At 36.6% G+C, this 17401-nt stretch carries 16 protein-coding genes and 1 tRNA gene; 12 read left to right on the top strand and 5 right to left on the bottom strand.

Going from position 1 to position 17401, the window contains the following annotated elements:
- Nucleotides 1–150: 150 nt before the first annotated feature.
- The 3 genes from AC4BC3_RS10835 to AC4BC3_RS10825 all read right to left on the bottom strand — a co-directional run bounded on the left by AC4BC3_RS10835 (nucleotide 151) and on the right by AC4BC3_RS10825 (nucleotide 2686).
- Nucleotides 151–223 (bottom strand) — tRNA-Lys (locus AC4BC3_RS10835).
- A 531-nt stretch (nucleotides 224–754) separates the two neighbouring features.
- The gene (locus tag AC4BC3_RS10830) at nucleotides 755–2056 is read right to left on the bottom strand and encodes a PTS sugar transporter subunit IIC (RefSeq protein WP_490466492.1); all 1302 of its coding nucleotides are present in this window, start codon (nucleotides 2054–2056) and stop codon (nucleotides 755–757) included.
- 12 nt (nucleotides 2057–2068) lie between these two features.
- Nucleotides 2069–2686 carry an AAA family ATPase gene (locus AC4BC3_RS10825; RefSeq protein WP_206910211.1) on the bottom strand — a complete coding sequence of 206 codons (618 nt, stop codon included), beginning with the start codon at nucleotides 2684–2686 and terminating at the stop codon, nucleotides 2069–2071.
- Between the two features lie 43 nt (nucleotides 2687–2729).
- Here AC4BC3_RS10825 and AC4BC3_RS10820 point away from each other — a divergent pair, with 43 nt between their 5' ends.
- The 9 genes from AC4BC3_RS10820 to AC4BC3_RS10780 all read left to right on the top strand — a co-directional run bounded on the left by AC4BC3_RS10820 (nucleotide 2730) and on the right by AC4BC3_RS10780 (nucleotide 12070).
- Complete coding sequence (locus AC4BC3_RS10820; RefSeq protein WP_490466491.1) at nucleotides 2730–3422, top strand: MurR/RpiR family transcriptional regulator; 693 nt, start codon at nucleotides 2730–2732, stop codon at nucleotides 3420–3422.
- A 457-nt stretch (nucleotides 3423–3879) separates the two neighbouring features.
- Nucleotides 3880–4446 (top strand): DUF1836 domain-containing protein, encoded by a 567-nt coding sequence (locus AC4BC3_RS10815; RefSeq protein WP_490466490.1) that lies wholly within the window; start codon nucleotides 3880–3882, stop codon nucleotides 4444–4446.
- A complete protein-coding gene (locus AC4BC3_RS10810) occupies nucleotides 4439–5299 on the top strand; it encodes a DegV family protein (protein WP_490466489.1) in 861 nt (286 codons plus the stop codon). Before AC4BC3_RS10815 ends, AC4BC3_RS10810 begins: the two co-directional genes overlap by 8 nt.
- Nucleotides 5300–5385: 86 nt before the next feature.
- The gene (locus AC4BC3_RS10805; protein WP_206910207.1) at nucleotides 5386–6066 is read left to right on the top strand and encodes an MIP/aquaporin family protein; all 681 of its coding nucleotides are present in this window, start codon (nucleotides 5386–5388) and stop codon (nucleotides 6064–6066) included.
- A gap of 406 nt (nucleotides 6067–6472) precedes the next feature.
- A complete protein-coding gene (gene yycF, locus AC4BC3_RS10800; RefSeq protein WP_067482900.1) occupies nucleotides 6473–7177 on the top strand; it encodes a response regulator YycF in 705 nt (234 codons plus the stop codon).
- A 3-nt stretch (nucleotides 7178–7180) separates the two neighbouring features.
- The gene (gene walK, locus AC4BC3_RS10795; protein ID WP_206897612.1) at nucleotides 7181–9016 is read left to right on the top strand and encodes a cell wall metabolism sensor histidine kinase WalK; all 1836 of its coding nucleotides are present in this window, start codon (nucleotides 7181–7183) and stop codon (nucleotides 9014–9016) included.
- Entirely contained in the window at nucleotides 9013–10332 is a 1320-nt protein-coding gene (locus tag AC4BC3_RS10790; RefSeq protein ID WP_206910206.1) for a YycH family regulatory protein, read from the top strand. Before walK ends, AC4BC3_RS10790 begins: the two co-directional genes overlap by 4 nt.
- On the top strand, nucleotides 10333–11205 hold the full coding sequence (locus tag AC4BC3_RS10785; protein WP_490466488.1) for a two-component system regulatory protein YycI: 873 nt from the start codon (nucleotides 10333–10335) through the stop codon (nucleotides 11203–11205).
- Nucleotides 11206–11260: 55 nt separating this feature from the next.
- Nucleotides 11261–12070: an MBL fold metallo-hydrolase gene (locus tag AC4BC3_RS10780; RefSeq protein ID WP_206910203.1), complete on the top strand. Its 810-nt coding sequence runs from the start codon at nucleotides 11261–11263 to the stop codon at nucleotides 12068–12070.
- Nucleotides 12071–12139: 69 nt separating this feature from the next.
- On the opposite strand, the gene AC4BC3_RS10775 is transcribed toward AC4BC3_RS10780, so the two are convergent.
- A complete protein-coding gene (locus AC4BC3_RS10775) occupies nucleotides 12140–12769 on the bottom strand; it encodes an NAD(P)-dependent oxidoreductase (protein ID WP_490466487.1) in 630 nt (209 codons plus the stop codon).
- Nucleotides 12770–12916: 147 nt separating this feature from the next.
- Here AC4BC3_RS10775 and AC4BC3_RS10770 point away from each other — a divergent pair, with 147 nt between their 5' ends.
- The 3 genes from AC4BC3_RS10770 (at nucleotide 12917) to AC4BC3_RS10760 (ending at nucleotide 16661) form a co-directional block, all read left to right on the top strand.
- Nucleotides 12917–13666, top strand: coding sequence for an SIS domain-containing protein (locus AC4BC3_RS10770; protein ID WP_206910201.1), 750 nt, complete (start codon nucleotides 12917–12919; stop codon nucleotides 13664–13666).
- A 193-nt stretch (nucleotides 13667–13859) separates the two neighbouring features.
- Nucleotides 13860–15191 (top strand): PTS sugar transporter subunit IIC, encoded by a 1332-nt coding sequence (locus AC4BC3_RS10765; protein ID WP_206897606.1) that lies wholly within the window; start codon nucleotides 13860–13862, stop codon nucleotides 15189–15191.
- A gap of 36 nt (nucleotides 15192–15227) precedes the next feature.
- Entirely contained in the window at nucleotides 15228–16661 is a 1434-nt protein-coding gene (locus AC4BC3_RS10760) for a 6-phospho-beta-glucosidase (protein WP_490466486.1), read from the top strand.
- A 58-nt stretch (nucleotides 16662–16719) separates the two neighbouring features.
- On the opposite strand, the gene AC4BC3_RS10755 is transcribed toward AC4BC3_RS10760, so the two are convergent.
- Nucleotides 16720–17373, bottom strand: coding sequence for a CPBP family intramembrane glutamic endopeptidase (locus tag AC4BC3_RS10755; RefSeq protein ID WP_206910198.1), 654 nt, complete (start codon nucleotides 17371–17373; stop codon nucleotides 16720–16722).
- Between the last annotated feature and the right edge of the window lie 28 nt (nucleotides 17374–17401).

The following is a 17401-nucleotide window of genomic DNA, read 5'->3' as shown; positions in this document are numbered from 1 at the left end:
TCGTTTTTGTGTATTCATATTATTAAAGTCAAAAAAATGAGTAGTGTATCCGAATTTTATGTCCGAAAATAAAAAAAGAGAATGCGTAGTCTGTCTTCCAAACGTCCGAAGACGCCGACAAACTACCATTCTCGTGGGTTTGGCACCCAATGGGCCGTGAGGGGCTCGAACCCGCGACCCGCTGATTAAGAGTCAGCTGCTCTACCAACTGAGCTAACGGCCCGTACCAAAAGTACTTAATAATATTAGCACTAAGAGTTTTAAAATGCAAGAAGACGTAGAAAAAAATCAAAGAAAAATTTACAAGGTTAGAGAATTTTTTTCATAGTTTGTTCATAAATTCTGGCTATTATATAAGCATACCAACAAAACAAAGTTCTTAATAAAAGAACGAGCCCTAACACTTTTTCATTTTTACTCCTTTCCCGCCGATTTTTCGGCGGGCCTCTTGATTCTTAACGATAATAAAAATAAAAACAAGCATGCTTTGGCTGGCGTGATTGTTTTTTTGTTTGAGAACCATGTTGTTTACAACTTGATATATGCTAATGTTAAAAGACAATAACTTAAGTCGTTTTGTCTGCAACATCAGCAATCTCATAGAAGGTGGATATTTGTTTTATAAGTTATGTTTAACTTATGATACGAACTATCCTCTTATAGGTAAATGGATGAAAGGATAGCTCGTAAAACTCATAATGGATTTCTTATTTCAACAGTTATAAAGGAATTTTTTGTTGCTAAGCAAAGCTGATTATTGTTCTTCATTCACTAGTTTTGTTTTATTATTTTCCATCACTTTGAAAAATGGGTAATAGATGACAGCACTGATAAGGATTAGTAGTAAACAAAAGACAATATTTCGCCAATCCATACTTGAAAGATATGCCTGTGCAAAAAATGGTGTAAAGGAAGGATCTACGATAAATCCTAGGCCAATCAAACCAATTTTTTGAGCAAAATAGGTTAGTAATAACGAAACGATTGGTGTAACTAAAAACGGAATTGCCAGAATTGGATTAAAAACGATTGGCAGACCGAAAATGATTGGTTCATTGATTGAACAAATACCCGGGATAAGTGATAGCTTTCCAATCGTACGATATTCTGACACTTTGCTACGCATCATTAAAATGACTAAGCCAAGGGTTCCACCAGCACCACCTAAAACAGAAATACGAAACATTTGTAAATTCATTAGATGGGTCATCGCTTCTCCATTAGACATTTGTTCAGCGTTCAGTCCAGTTTGCGCCATCCCTAAGGTAAATACGATTGGGAAAATAATGGATGAGCCATTAATGCCAAATAACCATAAGATATTTCCTAGAGTAACGATCAACAGGAACCCGCCAAGGCTTCCTGCAATATCAGTGGCTGGTGTTAGTATGCTCATGATTGTTTCTGGAAAAATCTTTTTAGTTGTACTTAAAAAGAGTAAGTTCATTCCATAAAAAAGAATGATATTCGTCAGTAGTGGAACCAAAGTGTTGATGAAGGTTGCTACCATAGGTGGTACGGTATCTGGCAGTTTTAATTTAATATCTTTTACTTCAAATAAACGATTGATTTCAACCACCAGAAGACCAATTATAATAGCTACGAACAAACCATTTGTCCCTAAATAATTTAAATTGATCATGCCTTCTGTTACAGGTGTACATACCATTAGAAAAATAACTGATGCAACCATGCCATTCATAGATGGATTGATTTTGTATTCACTAGCAAGAGAAAAAGCGATCCCAAAAACACTAATGAGTCCAATAAGTCCCATAGTCAAATTATATGGTGCAGTAATCAGATCGTAATTTGCAACTGCAAAATCTTTCCAGCTTGCCATAAATTTCAGGAGAAAATTAGCTGTTTCAGGATTGTATTGATCTAAATTGATAGGTGGGTTAGCAAAAATCAGAAAAAAAGAACCAATAACAATAAAAGGCAAACCAAACATCATACCACTAGAAATTGCTTTAAGGTGACGCTGATTTCCAATTTTTGCAGCGATAGGGCTAAGCATCTCGTTGAGTTTCGTAATGATTGTCGAATTTTCCATGAAATTTCCCCCTTATACTTGCCAAGGATTAAAAACAAAGGTACTTGGAACCACGTGAGTTGGATCATATTTTTCTATGATTTTTTCATATTGTTCTTTGTAATCATTCGTTACTTTTGCTTGGGGAACCACTTTACTAGCTTCGTGTAAAAAATGTTCTGAACCACGTCCCATTTCTTGACCACGAGTTGTATGCTTGTCGAGGGCAATGTCTGGAATCTCAGGTACATAGCCCATAGCAAAACTTTTTATCACAATATTTTTAAGTAAATCAGATGAACGATCTTTTTCTGATTCACACAAGTAACGAATGGCATGGAAGAAAAACATTGCACGGTCTGATTCGTTATATTGGAATTCTTTACGCATGATGTTTAAATGATTGATCATCATTGCAGCCATTGGATTTCCCATTCCAATATCCTCTACACTGATAGCTAGTAATCGACGCCATAGTTTCTCTTCAAATTGAGGTGAAGTGATGTACATTTCATAGGCAAATTCGCAGGCTTCTTTTTCTTTTCCTCTACGAATAGATTTTTGTAACGCTGAAATAACTTCATCTCCTGCTAAACCATTTCTAGTGGTCATTTTTGCCCAAGGGTCTTGAATAAACTGTTTTTCTGTCATAATATAATACTCCTAACGAAAGAATTGAATTTGAGGTGATCTGATGGATACGGAAACGCTTATTGAAAAATATCAGTTGAATGATTCAGAAGCTGCTGTTTTACGATTTATGGATAACAATCGTGAAATACTAAAAAAATTAGGGATTCGTGACGTAGCAAAAGAGTCCTATGTCTCAACTGCAACGATTGTCAATATGGCAAAAAAGATTGGCTATTCTGGTTATAGTGAACTAGTTTTTGCTTATGGAAACAAGCAGTCTCTCAACAATTTCTCTCGTACTTACTCAAGTACCGATAGAGATATGTTCGTCAACTTGCTGACCATTTATCGCGAAAAAAGAATTATGATCCTAGGATCAGGGTTTTCTCAAAATATCGCTAATCACTTTTCTGAAATGTTTAATCTGTATGGATTTCGTGCGACTGCTAATAGTCATTTGGAATTTCTTCGCGAAAATGTTGAAAAAGACGTTCTGATTATTATTATTTCAAATTCTGGGGATACTTTTCGTTTAACAGAACTTGCCGAAATGGCCAAAAAACATCGGATCGATTTAATTTCCTTTGTCGGAGAAAAAAATTCTCGAATCGGACAATTATCAACCTTAACAATTAGCACAGAGACGTATATACCACAAGTTTTATCAGAATACCAACCGAATCTTTTCTTTGGGACAGCATTGAATCAATTTGAACAATTACTGAGTGAAGCGTTAAAGTCTATCTTTGATTAGAAGAACGAGGTGGCCACTGTTTCTTCACTTATTAGTATAAATATTGGATATGAAATTGTAAGGGGTTTCCCTAAGGTGTGAACATGTTTTTTAATTTATAAACGTGTTTAGGAAGTATAGAATATAAAAAACGATTTGCTTAATACAAATGCAAATGGGGAACATTTATTGCACAGCTGCCAAAAAGATCTTTTGTCAAAGAATCTTTTTCTTCGTAAGTTTTGTTGAAGTGCTCAAAGAGTTATGGATAGAATTTTTCTATATGAACAAAAAATGATTGACTTAAAATTCTGAAAAGGATTCTAGGCCAATCATTTTTTGCTGTTTGAGTCTTTCTTTTTGTTCCAACTTTTTTATATAATGAAAATTAAGAAAATTATCTAGTTTTTAAAACCAGATTGAATGTTTTTGATAACTTTGATATGATGTTGGTGAAATCAGAAAAGGAGACGAACTAATGGAAAAAATGCGTGAACAATTAGTTGCGTGGGGAACGGATATCGAAACATTTTGCTTACCACGATGGGAAGAATTACCCGATTTAGAGTTATACATGGATCAGGTGATCACTCTGATTGATCGTTATCTATCACCGATTATCCAAGGAGAAAAGCATCCATTATTGACGTCTTCGATGGTCAATAATTATGTTAAACAAGAATTGATCCCAGCACCTGTCAAAAAACGTTACAATAAGCAACATGTTGCTTTTTTAATCGCAATTACAACTTTAAAACAAGTCTTGACGATTCCAGAAATCAAAAACGGAATCCTGTTTCAAGGAAAAGTGATCGGCATTCGGGAAGCTTATAATTTATTTTGCGAAGAACAGGAAGCCGCTATTCATTTAATCAGTCAACAGTCACAAGGAAAAGAGCAAGCACCACTCATTTTAAATCAAACAATGCCGATCGAAAGGATTGCTGTTAAAACGGCGACTTTATCTTTTGCCTTAAAATTACTTGCAGAAAAAACAATTATGTTAGAAACAGATTATCTAAAAGGGGAGAAATCAAATGAATAAAGAAAAAATTGCGATTTTAGTTGATTCAGGTACAGATGTTCCGGCAGAACTGATGGAACAATACCATATGTATATGATTCCTTTGAAAATTATTTATTCAGATCGTGAATATATTGATAAGGTAGACATTACCCCAGAAGAAATTTATGAAAAATTACCAACAGAAATTCCGGGAACTTCATTGCCTGATGGTGAAACGATTACTGCTATTTTTGATCAAATTAAAGCAGATGGATACGAAAAAGTGCTAGCGATTACAATCTCTAGCGGTTTATCTGGAACCTATAATGTTGTGCGACTGATTGCTGAACAACAGACAGCGTTAGAAACATATATTCTTGATACGAAAAATATTGGTATTGGTGCAGGTTTCTCAGCTATTCAGGCAGCACAATGGCTTGAAGATGGAATGGACTGGCAAACAGTCATTAAACAATTGGAAATTTTAGTGAAACAAACAAAGGTTTTCTTCAACGTGGCGACGCTAGAATATTTACAAAAAGGTGGTCGTATTGGTTTAGTTGCGTCCATTTTAGGAACAGCTTTGAAATTAAATCCCATTATTTCTTGTAATGAAGAGGGAATTTATTACACTGTTGCTAAAGCCAGAGGTCGAAAAAAAAGTTTGGATAAAACCGTAGCTTTAATTAAAGAACGAGTAGGAAACGCAAAAGTTTTCAATTTAGCTGTGGCACATGGAGCTGCAGAAGAGGAAGCACATGCCATGGAAGCAAGACTACGACAAGAGTTTCCACAAGTACAACAAATGTACTTTGGTCAAATCTCGCCTGCTTTAGTGGTGCATACTGGACCAGGTTTGTTAGGTGTAGGTGTTCAAATTTTGGAAGCTTGATCGAAAAGAATATATCTCAAGAATGCAATTTCTTGGAAATTTTCAAGAAAATGATATAATTGCAAAGAAAGGAGATGTATTTTTTTATGAAAAAAGGTATTGCAGAATTTATTGGCACTTATATTTTAGTCTTTGTTGGGACTGGCGCAGCCGTACTAGGTGGAGGTGCAGAAGGGATTGTTGGGATTGCCGGTATCGCGTTAGCATTTGGTTTAACAATCGTTGCAGCAGCTTACAGTATTGGTACTGTTTCTGGCGCTCATTTAAATCCAGCCGTTTCGATTGCAATGTGGATGAATAAAAGAATTTCAGCTACTGAATTAGTTTACTATATCGTTGGTCAAGTTGTTGGGGCATTTGCAGCTTCATTAACATTATCTGGCTTGCTTGATTCAGCAGGTAAAAGTGTTGAAAACTTGGGACAAAATGTTTTTGAAATGGGTACAGTAGGTGCATTATCAGTTGAAATTATTTTAACTTTTATCTTTGTATTAGTTATCATGACTGTTACAAGCCAAACAAAAGGAAACAGTAGCTTAGCTGGTTTAGTGATTGGGTTGTCATTAACATTGATTCATTTCGTTGGTATTCCATTAACAGGAATGTCAGCTAATCCAGCACGTAGTTTAGCACCAGCTGTGTTAGTTGGCGGCCAAGCGTTAGAACAAGTTTGGGTATTTATCGTAGCACCAATCGTAGGTGGAATCCTTGCAGCACTTGTTGCAAAATATTTATTAAATACTGAAAACGATCGCGTAGAAGCTTAAGCTTTCTAAAAAGAGAGAAGTCAGGACAGAAATGTTCTGGCTTTTTTGTTTGTAATAAATCGTGTGCCATTCTTTTTCGCTAGTAGTAAAAAAGAATTTAGATGAATGAATAGTCATTGCAAAAGTAAAAACTATTCTGTGTGAGTGTTCCTTATATTTACGGACTAGATAATTCTTTCACAACCTTTTACACGGTGTTCACAAAGCAACTCCTCGAAATAATTCGTAACGGATCAAAAATATATGAGGCTATTTTTTTCAGTTGCTCCTTATTTTTTCGGAGCTGACCGCTTTGCCTCACAACCTTTTTAAGTTTCCTTTTCATTTCAAAATGCAAGGATGAAACAAATCTCGAAATACGGTATAATGAAAAGGTATGACAATAATAAAAAAGAGGTGGCTCTTTATGAAGAAAATTTTAGTTGTCGATGACGAAAAGCCGATTTCGGATATCGTTAAGTTTAATTTAACAAAAGAAGGTTACGATGTTTATACTGCGTACGATGGCGAAGAAGCCTTAGAAAAAGTCGAAGAGGTAGTTCCTGATTTGATTTTATTAGATTTGATGTTACCCAAAATGGACGGACTAGAAGTAGCGCGAGAAGTTCGTAAAACTTATGACATGCCAATCATCATGGTAACTGCAAAAGATTCTGAAATTGATAAAGTTTTAGGATTAGAGCTTGGCGCAGATGACTATGTGACGAAACCGTTTTCGAATCGAGAGTTGGTTGCTCGTGTCAAAGCAAATTTACGTCGTGGTGCAGCAGCTGCAAAAGAAGTCGAAGAGGTGACACCATCTGAATTGACCATCGGTGATTTAACTATTCACCCAGATGCTTATATGGTAACAAAACGTGGGGAAACAATTGAACTAACACATCGCGAGTTTGAATTGCTTTTCTATTTGGCAAAACATATTGGACAAGTAATGACACGTGAACACTTATTACAGACTGTTTGGGGTTATGATTATTTCGGTGATGTACGAACAGTTGATGTTACGGTGCGTCGCTTACGTGAAAAAATCGAAGACAATCCAAGTCACCCGAACTATCTAGTTACACGTCGTGGTGTTGGTTACTACTTGCGTAACCCAGAACAGGAGTAATCAATGAAGAAAAAGGTCCGCTTTTTTCGATCAGTCAATTTTAAAATCGCGATTACATTCATTTTGATTTTATTGATTTCGATTGAAATTATTGGTGCGTATTTTATACGTGGTTTGGAGCGCTCCACGATCAACACGTTTATCAAAGATATGAATCAGACAGTTGTCTCATTAGCTTCAACGATTAGTCCTGAACTTAGTCGAAAAGATACGGCAGATCCAGATGAGGTCAATGCGAATATCAAGCGTTTTATCGAAAATAGTGCTTCAAGCGATATTATCGAAATTCGTGTGGTTGATGAAAAAGGGATTATTCGGGGGACAACAGATGTAAGTGAACAAAGTTCTATCGGTAAAAAAAATGATTATGTAGCCGTTGATGATTTTACTACTAAACGTTATGTCGCACTTGATTCAGATGACAAACGGGTAAATATTAATGTTCAGCCTATTCTGTCCCCGACCGGCGATGCCGTCATCGGGGCTCTTTACGTCAAAAGTGATATTGAGCAAAAGTATTCAGAAATTAGCAACACAGCGATTATCTTTTTCACGGCTTCGCTGATTGCGGCATTCATCTCGATGATTGTGTCGGTTTTGGTTGCTCGTTCAATTACACAACCAATTGGCGAAATGCGTGAACAAGCTATCCGGATTGCGCGAGGTGACTATAGTCGAAAAGTCAAAGTTCACGGACAAGATGAGTTGGGACAATTGGCAGACACATTTAACCAGTTAGCTGAACGAATCGAAGAAGCGCAAGACACGATGGAAGCTGAACGAAATAGATTGGACAGTGTCCTTTCCCATATGACGGATGGGGTTATTGCCACCGATCGTCGAGGAAAAGTTATCACGATTAACGATATGGCTTTATCATTGTTAGATATTAAAAATGAAGAGGCGATTGGTCAGTCTATTTTGACATTACTTGATATCGAAGAAGAGTATACATTACGTAAATTGTTAGAAAACCCAGATGAGATGGTTCTTGACCGCTCAACAGGTTCTACCGAAAGCGACCAGATGATTTTACGCGTTGACTTTTCGATGATTCGTCGTGAATCAGGCTTTATTAGTGGCTTGGTTGCTGTATTGCATGATGTAACAGAGCAAGAAAAAACAGAACGTGAACGTCGCGAATTTGTTTCCAACGTATCACATGAACTGCGCACACCATTAACAAGTATGCGTAGCTATATTGAAGCGTTGAGCGAAGGTGCATGGCAAGATGAAGAGATTGCTCCGAATTTCTTGAAGGTAACTTTAGATGAAACAGACCGTATGATTCGGATGATCAATGACTTATTGAATCTTTCTCGAATGGATACGGGGAATACACAACTACAATTAGAATATGTCAATTTTAATGAGCTAATCAATTTCGTCCTCGATCGTTTCGACATGATGGTTGGCAATCAAGAAAAGAAATATGCGATTCGCCGTGAATTTACTCAACGAGATCTCTGGGTCGAAGTGGATACCGATAAAATTATCCAAGTAATCGATAATATTATGAATAATGCCATTAAATATTCTCCTGATGGAGGAACAATCACTTGTCGCTTATTAGAAACACATAACAATGTCATTTTAAGTGTAACTGACCAAGGACTAGGCATCCCTAAAAAAGATTTGAATCGAGTATTTGAACGCTTTTATCGTGTAGACAAAGCTCGAGCACGTGCGCAAGGTGGCACAGGTCTTGGTTTAGCAATTTCACGTGAAGTAGTTAAAGCACATCGAGGAGCCATTTGGGCAGAAAGTAAAGAAGGACAAGGTTCGACTTTCTATATTTCGCTACCCTATGAACCATACGAGGAGGACTGGTGGGAATGAAAATTTCAGGAAAAATCATCCGGATTGGACTAGTTTTGATGGTTGCACTGAGTTTATATTTCTCCTATGTTATCTGGCTAAGTCCTGCTGGAAAAGAAACAGTGAATGTGGATGAAACAAGTACGCAAGTGATGACTGAATCACAGGCTAATCGAAAATCTTCAGAAATTTTTTTGCCACTCCATGTGACGTGGGTCCAAGGAGAGAATATTCGAGAAACCAATAGTGAGAACTTAGTTTCGCGTTTACAAACAGTCATCGGTAAAGCTCGTTTTGGCAAACTTGCAGCAGTGGTTACAGGAAATAAAACTGAATTCGATCAGAAAAAGGAACTTTCGGAAGGTTTTGAGTTAACTTATCTTGCTCCTTTTTTGTTACAAGAATACATCCAAGCATTTGGATTGAACTTAGACATAAGTAGTCTATCCAATGATGCGGAGATGATTTCATTTACTTGTATCCAGTTTGATGAAAAAAATAAAAAAATCCGTTTCTTGGACTTTGTTCATCAAACAATCTATGAAGCCAATATCTCTCTAAATTGGGAGGATATTGAAAAAGAGTTATCTTTCGATGAAAATAAATGGACTAAAATGTCTAAAAAAGCATCTGTGATTGCTCAACAATATGATACAGAATCACCAATCAAGTTAAAAAAATACAGTTACATTCTATCGCAACAACCTTATACACTTTTTCGAAATGCTTTCTTCCAATCACCTGATGAAGTAAAAAACAATGATGAAAGTAGCGAATTGATTTTTTATGGTGGGAATGAAACAATGACAATTCATTCTGCTAGTCAAGTTGTCGATTTTCGAGGAGAATTGTCTGATACAAATGCTAATGGAAATATTTATTCAAAAAGTTTTCCATACATCAGTAAAATTGGTAGTAGCTTAGGAAATCTTCATTATTTTGATCGCACAGATAACCAAATCGATTATCGGATTTTTGTTGAAGGCTTCCCAGTATTTGGTACGGATAGTAAAGGAAAAGTTGGGATAACGATTAATGATGAAGCCAGTGAAAAAGCGCAAGTGAACATTCAGACTAGTTTAAATGCGATTCAAGTACCTATCCCTTCAGATGAATCAGTAGAATTGGCTAGCACAGCTGAAGTGATTCAACAATTGGTTACCCATGGTGTGGAAAAAGAAGAACTTGAATCGGTCATCATTGGTTATACGTGGCAAAATATCAAAGAAACAAACCGAGTCGTAGATTTGCTACCAGAATGGTATGTGAAATATCAAGGGAATTGGTACTCTGCCAGTGAATTGTCTAACAAACTAGCTGAAATGGAGGCGAACTAAGTGGACTTTAAAAAAATTGAATGGATTTTTTTCCTAGCTTTCTTAGGTCTCAATATTTTTTTATTCAGCAGTTATCACGAGGCAATGAACCAAGAAAACAATGTGATACGATCAGATCAAACGGAGTCAATACAAAATCGTCTAGCTAGTGATGATATTTCTTATTCAGGGAATATTTCTTCTGAGAGCAAGCAAGGATATTATTTAAGTGCTGAACAAAGTGATTTAGGCACGGTCTTAACACAACATCGAAAAAAGAATCCTACGGGGTTGCTTCGTAGCGGCATCACTTTTGACGGGCTGTCTACTTTAACGAAGACGTTTGCCACTGAAGAATCCGAAAAGTACAAGATCGACAATAAACAAACTAAACATTCGATTACGGAATTTTTGAATAGCCAAAATAATGTGCTTTATGGCGATGAATATGAATTTATGACGAATTTCTCGACATTAGACGGAGATTCACTAGAGATTCAGGCGAGTCAGTCGTATGAAGGAATTCCATTTCATGATGATACAGCTGAAATCAATTTTATGGTGGAAAAGGATGATGGTGTCTACCAACTGACGAAATATACGCAAACACATTTGACGAATATTGAACAGCTACGTGAAAAAATGGATCTATATTCAGAAGAAGAAGCAATCCAAACGCTTTATGTGAATAATAAGATTCCTAGTTCTTCAAAAATTTTATGGCGTCAACTTGCTTATTCTTGTATCGTAAAGGTTCGAGAAAAAAATGTGTACGTTCCAATTTGGTATGTGGCTATTGAAACAAGTGATAAAAGTGTTCAAATTGAATCCGTTAATGCATTCAGTAACACCATTGTGACAAATAATGTGGTTCCAAAAGTGGAAGATAATTAAAAAAGTAGGTATAATGAAAAAAGTTTACAGTGTGAAGAAGGGAAGTAATAAATAAATGGTCCAAGAAAAACCAGCTTTTAAAATCAGTATCCTTGCGAGTGGGAGTTCAGGAAACTCACTTTATTTGGAAAGTGAGAAGAAACGACTATTGGTGGATGCAGGTCTTAGCGGGAAAAAAATTACTTCCTTGATGGCTCAAATTGATCGTAAACCTGAAGACTTAGATGGTATTCTTGTGACGCATGAACATCGAGATCACATTCATGGTGTAGGTGTACTGGCACGGAAATACCATTTAGACGTGTATGCCAATGAAAAAACGTGGGAAGCAATGTCGCCGTTGATCGGTAATGTACCCGTCGAGCAAAAACATTTATTTGAAATGGGAAAAGTCCAAACTTTTGGAGATGTCGATATTGAAAGTTTTGGTGTTTCGCATGATGCGGCTGCGCCACAGTTTTATCGTATCTACAAAGAAAATCGTTCTTTCGTGATGTTAACGGATACTGGTTACTGTAGTGATTATATGCGTGGGGTTATTGAAAACGCAGATGGTTATCTGATGGAAAGTAATCATGACTTGGAAATGTTGCGGATGGGTTCGTATCCGTGGAATTTAAAACAACGAATTTTAGGAGATCGTGGTCATTTATCAAATGAAGATGGTGCATTAGTGATGACTGATGTGATTGGTAATCGAACGAAACGTATTTATTTAGGTCACTTGAGTAAGGAAAATAACTTGAAAGAGCTAGCTCATTTGACGATGGAAAACATATTAAAAGAAAAAGATTTCGGTGTGGGGTCTGATTTTGATGTGTACGATACGGATCCAGATCAAGCAACGGAATTGTTTTCAATCTAACAAATTGTTCCAAAAATATCATAAAAAATCCCAACAGTTTGATTAAACTATTGGGATTTTTTATTTACTTTATTGACTTACAACACTAATATGCTCGTTTTCATGCTTATCTGCTAAGACCTCATCAATTAAAGCAATGGCATAGTCCGCCATACTGATAACACTTTCTCCATGTGCATTGTTGTGAAGAAAGTCGTCATTTAATTGATATTTTCCAGTTCGTTCGCCAGTTGGATTGAAGAACGCAGCCGGACTGATATAGGTCCAACGAAGTCCCTTTGTGTTTTTTAAATGAGTAAGCGCTTGTGACATATGGAAAGCTGTTGGATAAAAAGGCGCGTCTTTTGGTACTTGGTCAATCATCCGAGTTGTTTTTTCTGGGTCAGTAAATAGAGAAGACGCACCGCCAACGACAAGTAACCGAGTCGAAGTATTCGTTAAAATTTTTGTTAAATGAGCAAGCGACGTTTGATGCATTTCTTCCTTGCCTGCGGGTGCGTTGAATGCATCAATAACAATGTCAAAAGAAGCAAGGTCTTCAGTCGCCAAATCGTATAAATCTTTTTCAATAAATGGAACAGCTACTGTTAGTTTTTTGGCATTTCTGACAACGGCTGTAACATCGAGCTGACGAGCAAGGGCCTCCTTTAAAATCAATGAACCTGCGTGACCAGTTGCACCAATAATTGCTATTTTCATCAAAAAACCTCCTATCATTTCCTTTATTGTATGAAGTTATGTGAGTAGGGTCAAAGAATTGGTTTTTTCTGGAAGAATTCAGTGCCAGACTTTCTTTTATATTTATTGCTCTGTTATAATTAAAAGATAATGAGGGGAGGGAAAACAGTGTTTGAATCAGAAAAAATAAAGCAGTTAAATGAACTAGAAATGATTGTTTATAATTATTTGATTGCCAATTTAGAGGAAGTTTCAAGAATGACGATTCGTCAATTATCAGATGCGTGTCATGTGTCGACCACGACGATTTTACGTTGTTGTAACAAATTAGGTTTACAAGGTTTTTCCGAGTTGAAATTTGCAATCAAAAATTATCAGACACAAGCGAAGCAGCAAATGTTTGAACAATTTTATGATGCAACTGTTCAAGTGGATTCTTTTTTGAAAAAAGTCAACAATGAAAGCTATCGAATCGTTTTGGAACAAGCAGTACAAATGATTGTAGAAGCTCGTCATGTTGCTTTTTCTGGAATTGGTACAAGTGGTGTCCTGGGATTATATGGCAGCCGCTACTTTATCAATTTAGGATTGAATGCATATAGTATCACTGATCCATTCGCCCCAGTTCCTTCTCGTGGTTTAGAAAGTACATTAGCGATTATTTTGTCCGTATCAGGTGAGACGTCTGAAATGATCGAAAAAACAGAAGCTTTTAAGCGTTATGGTGCGAAAGTCTTGAGTATTACCAATGACGAAACGTCAACGATTGCTCGTTTGGCAGACTACAATTTGTCTTATTATATGCCAGAAACAAGAGGAAAAGAGGAGTCACTGAATCTTACGACACAAGTCCCAGTGGTGACCTTATTAGAAATGTTAGCGCAAAAAGCGAGTCAAGAAATGGAAAGAGCACATTAGCCTGTTTTTTTTGTTGGAACATGTTCCTGCATACGGCTGAGCTCTTTTTTTCTTTGGCAAGGTTAGTTATAGTTATATATGTAAACGGATACAAAGCGAAAGAAAGGAGTATAGAAAAGGATTTATTGGATGAAGTGCACTTATTTTTTATTGGATGATTTTTTTAATTTACTTGGATAAGGAGAGATGTATTATGAACGAATGGATTAATGAGAAAGTTTTACCTCCGGTTTTAAAATTTGTTAATACAAAGCCTATTACTGCTTTGCGTAATGGGATGTTATATACAATGCCTTTCACCATTGTTGGTTCGGTTTTTCTATTACTAGCGAACTTCCCAGTTACAGCCGTTTCAGAATGGGTCAATAATTCTGGTCTTGCTGTTTACTTTAATCAAGCGTATGGTGCTTCATTTGCGATCATGGCAATTTTTGCAGTAGTTGGGATTGCTTATTCTTACGTTAAAGACGAAGGATTTGAAGGATTGCCAGCAGGAATGATTGCATTAGTTATCTTTTTATTAACAATGCGTTCAGATGTGACGGATGCAGAATCTGGTGTTGTAATTGGGAACGTAATTGATAAAGCTTGGACTGGTGGTCAAGGAATGATCAGTGCAATCTTGGTGGGATTATTTGTTGGATGGGGCTACACTTGGTTCCTAAAAAGAGATATTCGAATCAAATTGCCTGAGCAAGTGCCCGATAATGTGGCTAACTCATTTACTGCATTGATTCCAGCAGCTGTGTTGATCACTTTTGCAATGCTTGTATATATTTTCTTTGATGCAGTCTTCAGCACAACAATGATTCAATGGATTTACGAAGTAATCCAAAGCCCAATGCAAGGTGTAACTGATTCACTTGGTGGTGCATTGATGCTTGGTTTCTTAGTTCCATTCTTATGGTTCTTTGGGGTACATGGTTCAACGATTGTCGGCGGGATCATGGGACCAATCTTACAAGCAAATTCATTAGCAAACACAGAGATTCTTGAGTCTGGTAAAGCATTGACTGTTGCGAATGGTGGACATATCGTTACACAACAATTTTTAGATCAATTTATGACAGTCACAGGTGCTGGAATGACAATTGGTGTCGTGATGTTCATGGTTTTCTTTGCAAAATCAGCGCAGTTCAAACAACTTGGTCGTTTATCTTTAGCACCAGCTATCTTTAACATTAACGAACCAATTATTTTTGCAACACCGATTGTAATGAACCCGATTATGGCCATTCCATTTATTGCAACGCCAGTTGTTTCTGGCGTGATCACTTACTTTGCTTTGTATACAGGACTAGTTCCGTTATTCACAGCTGTACAAGTACCATGGACAACACCACCAATTATCTCAGGCTTTTTAGTAGGTGGCTGGCAAGCAGCATTGTTACAAACATTTGTTTTAGCAGTTGGTTTCTTTATCTATCTACCATTTGTGAAGAAAATCGATGCAATGAATTATGCACAAGAAAATGATCTTTCTTTTGAGGAAGCAGATCAATTAGAAGAGTCACAAGTTTTATAAACGATTTTACAAATTAACAAGAAATGAGTCGATCGTATGAGCGTATTGAGAAAAGATTTTTTATGGGGCGGTGCAGTAGCAGCCCATCAATTAGAAGGTGGTTGGCAAGAAGGAGGCAAAGGTGTTAGTGTTGCTGATGTCATGACTGCTGGAAAAAATGGTGTAGCAAGAGAAATTACAGATGGTGTGATTGAAGGCAAATATTATCCTAATCATGAGGCAATTGATTTTTATCACCACTATAAGGAAGATGTGCGTTTGTTTGCGGAATTAGGATTGAATTGTTTTCGAACATCCATTGCTTGGAGCAGAATTTTTCCAAAAGGTGACGAATTAGAACCAAATGAAACAGGATTACAATTTTATGATGACCTATTCGATGAATGTTTAAAGTATGGAATTGAACCAGTTATCACACTTTCTCATTTTGAAATGCCGTATCATTTGGTGAAAAAATATGGGGGCTGGCGAAATCGAAAAATGATTGAGTTTTTTACTCGATTTGCGGAAACTTGTTTCACCCGTTATCAAGAGAAAGTGAAATACTGGATGACCTTTAATGAAATCAACAATCAAGCAAATTTCCATGAAGATTTCGCACCATTTACTAATTCTGGTATTCGTTATGAAGAAGGCGAAGATCGCGAAGCAATCATGTATCAGGCTGCACATTATGAATTAGTAGCAAGTGCGCAGGCAGTGGAGATTGGTCATCGAATCAATCCAAACTTTGAAATTGGGTGTATGATTGCCATGGTTCCAATCTATAGTTACTCATGTAGTCCCAATGATATGATGGCAGCAACAGTTGCAATGCAAAGACGCTATTGGTTTACTGATGTGCATTGCAAAGGTCATTACCCAAGTTATATGGATGCATACTTCAAACGAAAAGGATTTGACTTAGATCGAACAGCAGAAGATGCCCATATTTTAAAGGCAGGATGTGTCGACTATATTGGCTTTAGTTACTACATGTCGTTTGCAATCAAAGATCATGGAAAAGCACCAACTTTTGATTATGATGAAGCAGCAGATTTAGTAGAAAATCCTTACGTGAAAGCATCTGATTGGGGTTGGCAAATTGATCCTATGGGCTTACGCTACGCAATGAACTGGTTCAATGAACGTTACGAAAAACCATTATTTATTGTGGAAAATGGATTTGGCGCGATCGATGAGATTGGGGAAAGCGGACAAGTTGAAGATGATTATCGTATTGAGTATTTACAAGAACATATTGCTTCAATGAAAGACGCTGTTGAATATGACGGTATTGATTTAATGGGCTATACGCCATGGGGATTCATTGACTTGGTTTCGGCTGGAACAGGAGAAATGAAAAAACGTTATGGCTTTATCTATGTTGATAAGGACAACGAAGGAAATGGGACATTGGCAAGAAGCAAGAAAAAATCGTTTGATTGGTATAAGGAAGTTATTGCTACGAACGGTGAAACATTAAGCTAAAAAAAACTGCGACAAAATCTCAAATGATTTTGTCGCAGTTTTTAATTGAAGGTGAAAATTATTTTTGGATCAACAACTGTACAACGATAACTAATGTATTCATACCAACGTGTGTGATCATCGAAGTCCAAATTCGACCAGTTGATTTATACAATAAACTAAAGAAGAAACCCAAAAAAAAGTAAACTAATAGATGTCCATCTGCATGTGCAACGGCAAAAAGTAGAGAACTGATTACAGCGCCTACCCAAAAATTAGAGTAGTGACTAATAAGACCTAGAATGCTACGACGAAAAACAAGTTCTTCCATAATTGGGCCACCAATAGTCGTTGCTAAAATAAAGGCAGGTGCTTTTAAAATCATCTGGATGATATTTTGCGTATTTTCAGATGGAGCGCTTTGACCAAATAAAAAAGTTTCTATTCTGACAGCTACACCTTGTAAAAGGATCGCTATCAAAATACCACCTAATCCAAGCAAAATGATTTCAGGAACACTTGCTTTGGGTACATCTGCTTCTATCGTTAAAGGTTCTTTTTGCTTAAAATACAGAAATAGTAGAATCAAAGCTCCTAGTAAATACGTGATCGTTGTCGCTGAAATCAAACCAGTCGAAGTAGTAACAATACCAGTAATGCTCAAAAGTACAGGGGAAACAAAAACTAAACCGTAGCAAAAAATGCTTAGTAGACTATATTTTTTTAATGACATAAAATTCCTCCTTGCAGGCTCTTATAAA

The sequence above is a fragment of the Enterococcus sp. AAFC-DPL-6103 genome, assembly GCF_058216595.1.
This window is presented reverse-complemented; position numbering and strand designations above follow the sequence as displayed.

Bases quoted from the DNA above. Each gene is read 5' to 3' on its own strand.
- AC4BC3_RS10790 (WP_206910206.1), top strand. From the start codon at position 9,013: ATGAAAATTTCAGGAAAAATCATCCGGATTGGACTAGTTTTGATGGTT.
- AC4BC3_RS10830 (WP_490466492.1), bottom strand. From the start codon at position 2,056: ATGGAAAATTCGACAATCATTACGAAACTCAACGAGATGCTTAGCCCT.
- AC4BC3_RS10760 (WP_490466486.1), top strand. From the start codon at position 15,228: ATGAGCGTATTGAGAAAAGATTTTTTATGGGGCGGTGCAGTAGCAGCC.
- AC4BC3_RS10825 (WP_206910211.1), bottom strand. From the start codon at position 2,686: ATGACAGAAAAACAGTTTATTCAAGACCCTTGGGCAAAAATGACCACT.
- AC4BC3_RS10815 (WP_490466490.1), top strand. From the start codon at position 3,880: ATGGAAAAAATGCGTGAACAATTAGTTGCGTGGGGAACGGATATCGAA.
- yycF (WP_067482900.1), top strand. From the start codon at position 6,473: ATGAAGAAAATTTTAGTTGTCGATGACGAAAAGCCGATTTCGGATATC.
- AC4BC3_RS10805 (WP_206910207.1), top strand. From the start codon at position 5,386: ATGAAAAAAGGTATTGCAGAATTTATTGGCACTTATATTTTAGTCTTT.
- AC4BC3_RS10810 (WP_490466489.1), top strand. From the start codon at position 4,439: ATGAATAAAGAAAAAATTGCGATTTTAGTTGATTCAGGTACAGATGTT.
- AC4BC3_RS10780 (WP_206910203.1), top strand. From the start codon at position 11,261: ATGGTCCAAGAAAAACCAGCTTTTAAAATCAGTATCCTTGCGAGTGGG.
- AC4BC3_RS10765 (WP_206897606.1), top strand. From the start codon at position 13,860: ATGAACGAATGGATTAATGAGAAAGTTTTACCTCCGGTTTTAAAATTT.
- walK (WP_206897612.1), top strand. From the start codon at position 7,181: ATGAAGAAAAAGGTCCGCTTTTTTCGATCAGTCAATTTTAAAATCGCG.
- AC4BC3_RS10820 (WP_490466491.1), top strand. From the start codon at position 2,730: ATGGATACGGAAACGCTTATTGAAAAATATCAGTTGAATGATTCAGAA.
- AC4BC3_RS10775 (WP_490466487.1), bottom strand. From the start codon at position 12,769: ATGAAAATAGCAATTATTGGTGCAACTGGTCACGCAGGTTCATTGATT.
- AC4BC3_RS10755 (WP_206910198.1), bottom strand. From the start codon at position 17,373: ATGTCATTAAAAAAATATAGTCTACTAAGCATTTTTTGCTACGGTTTA.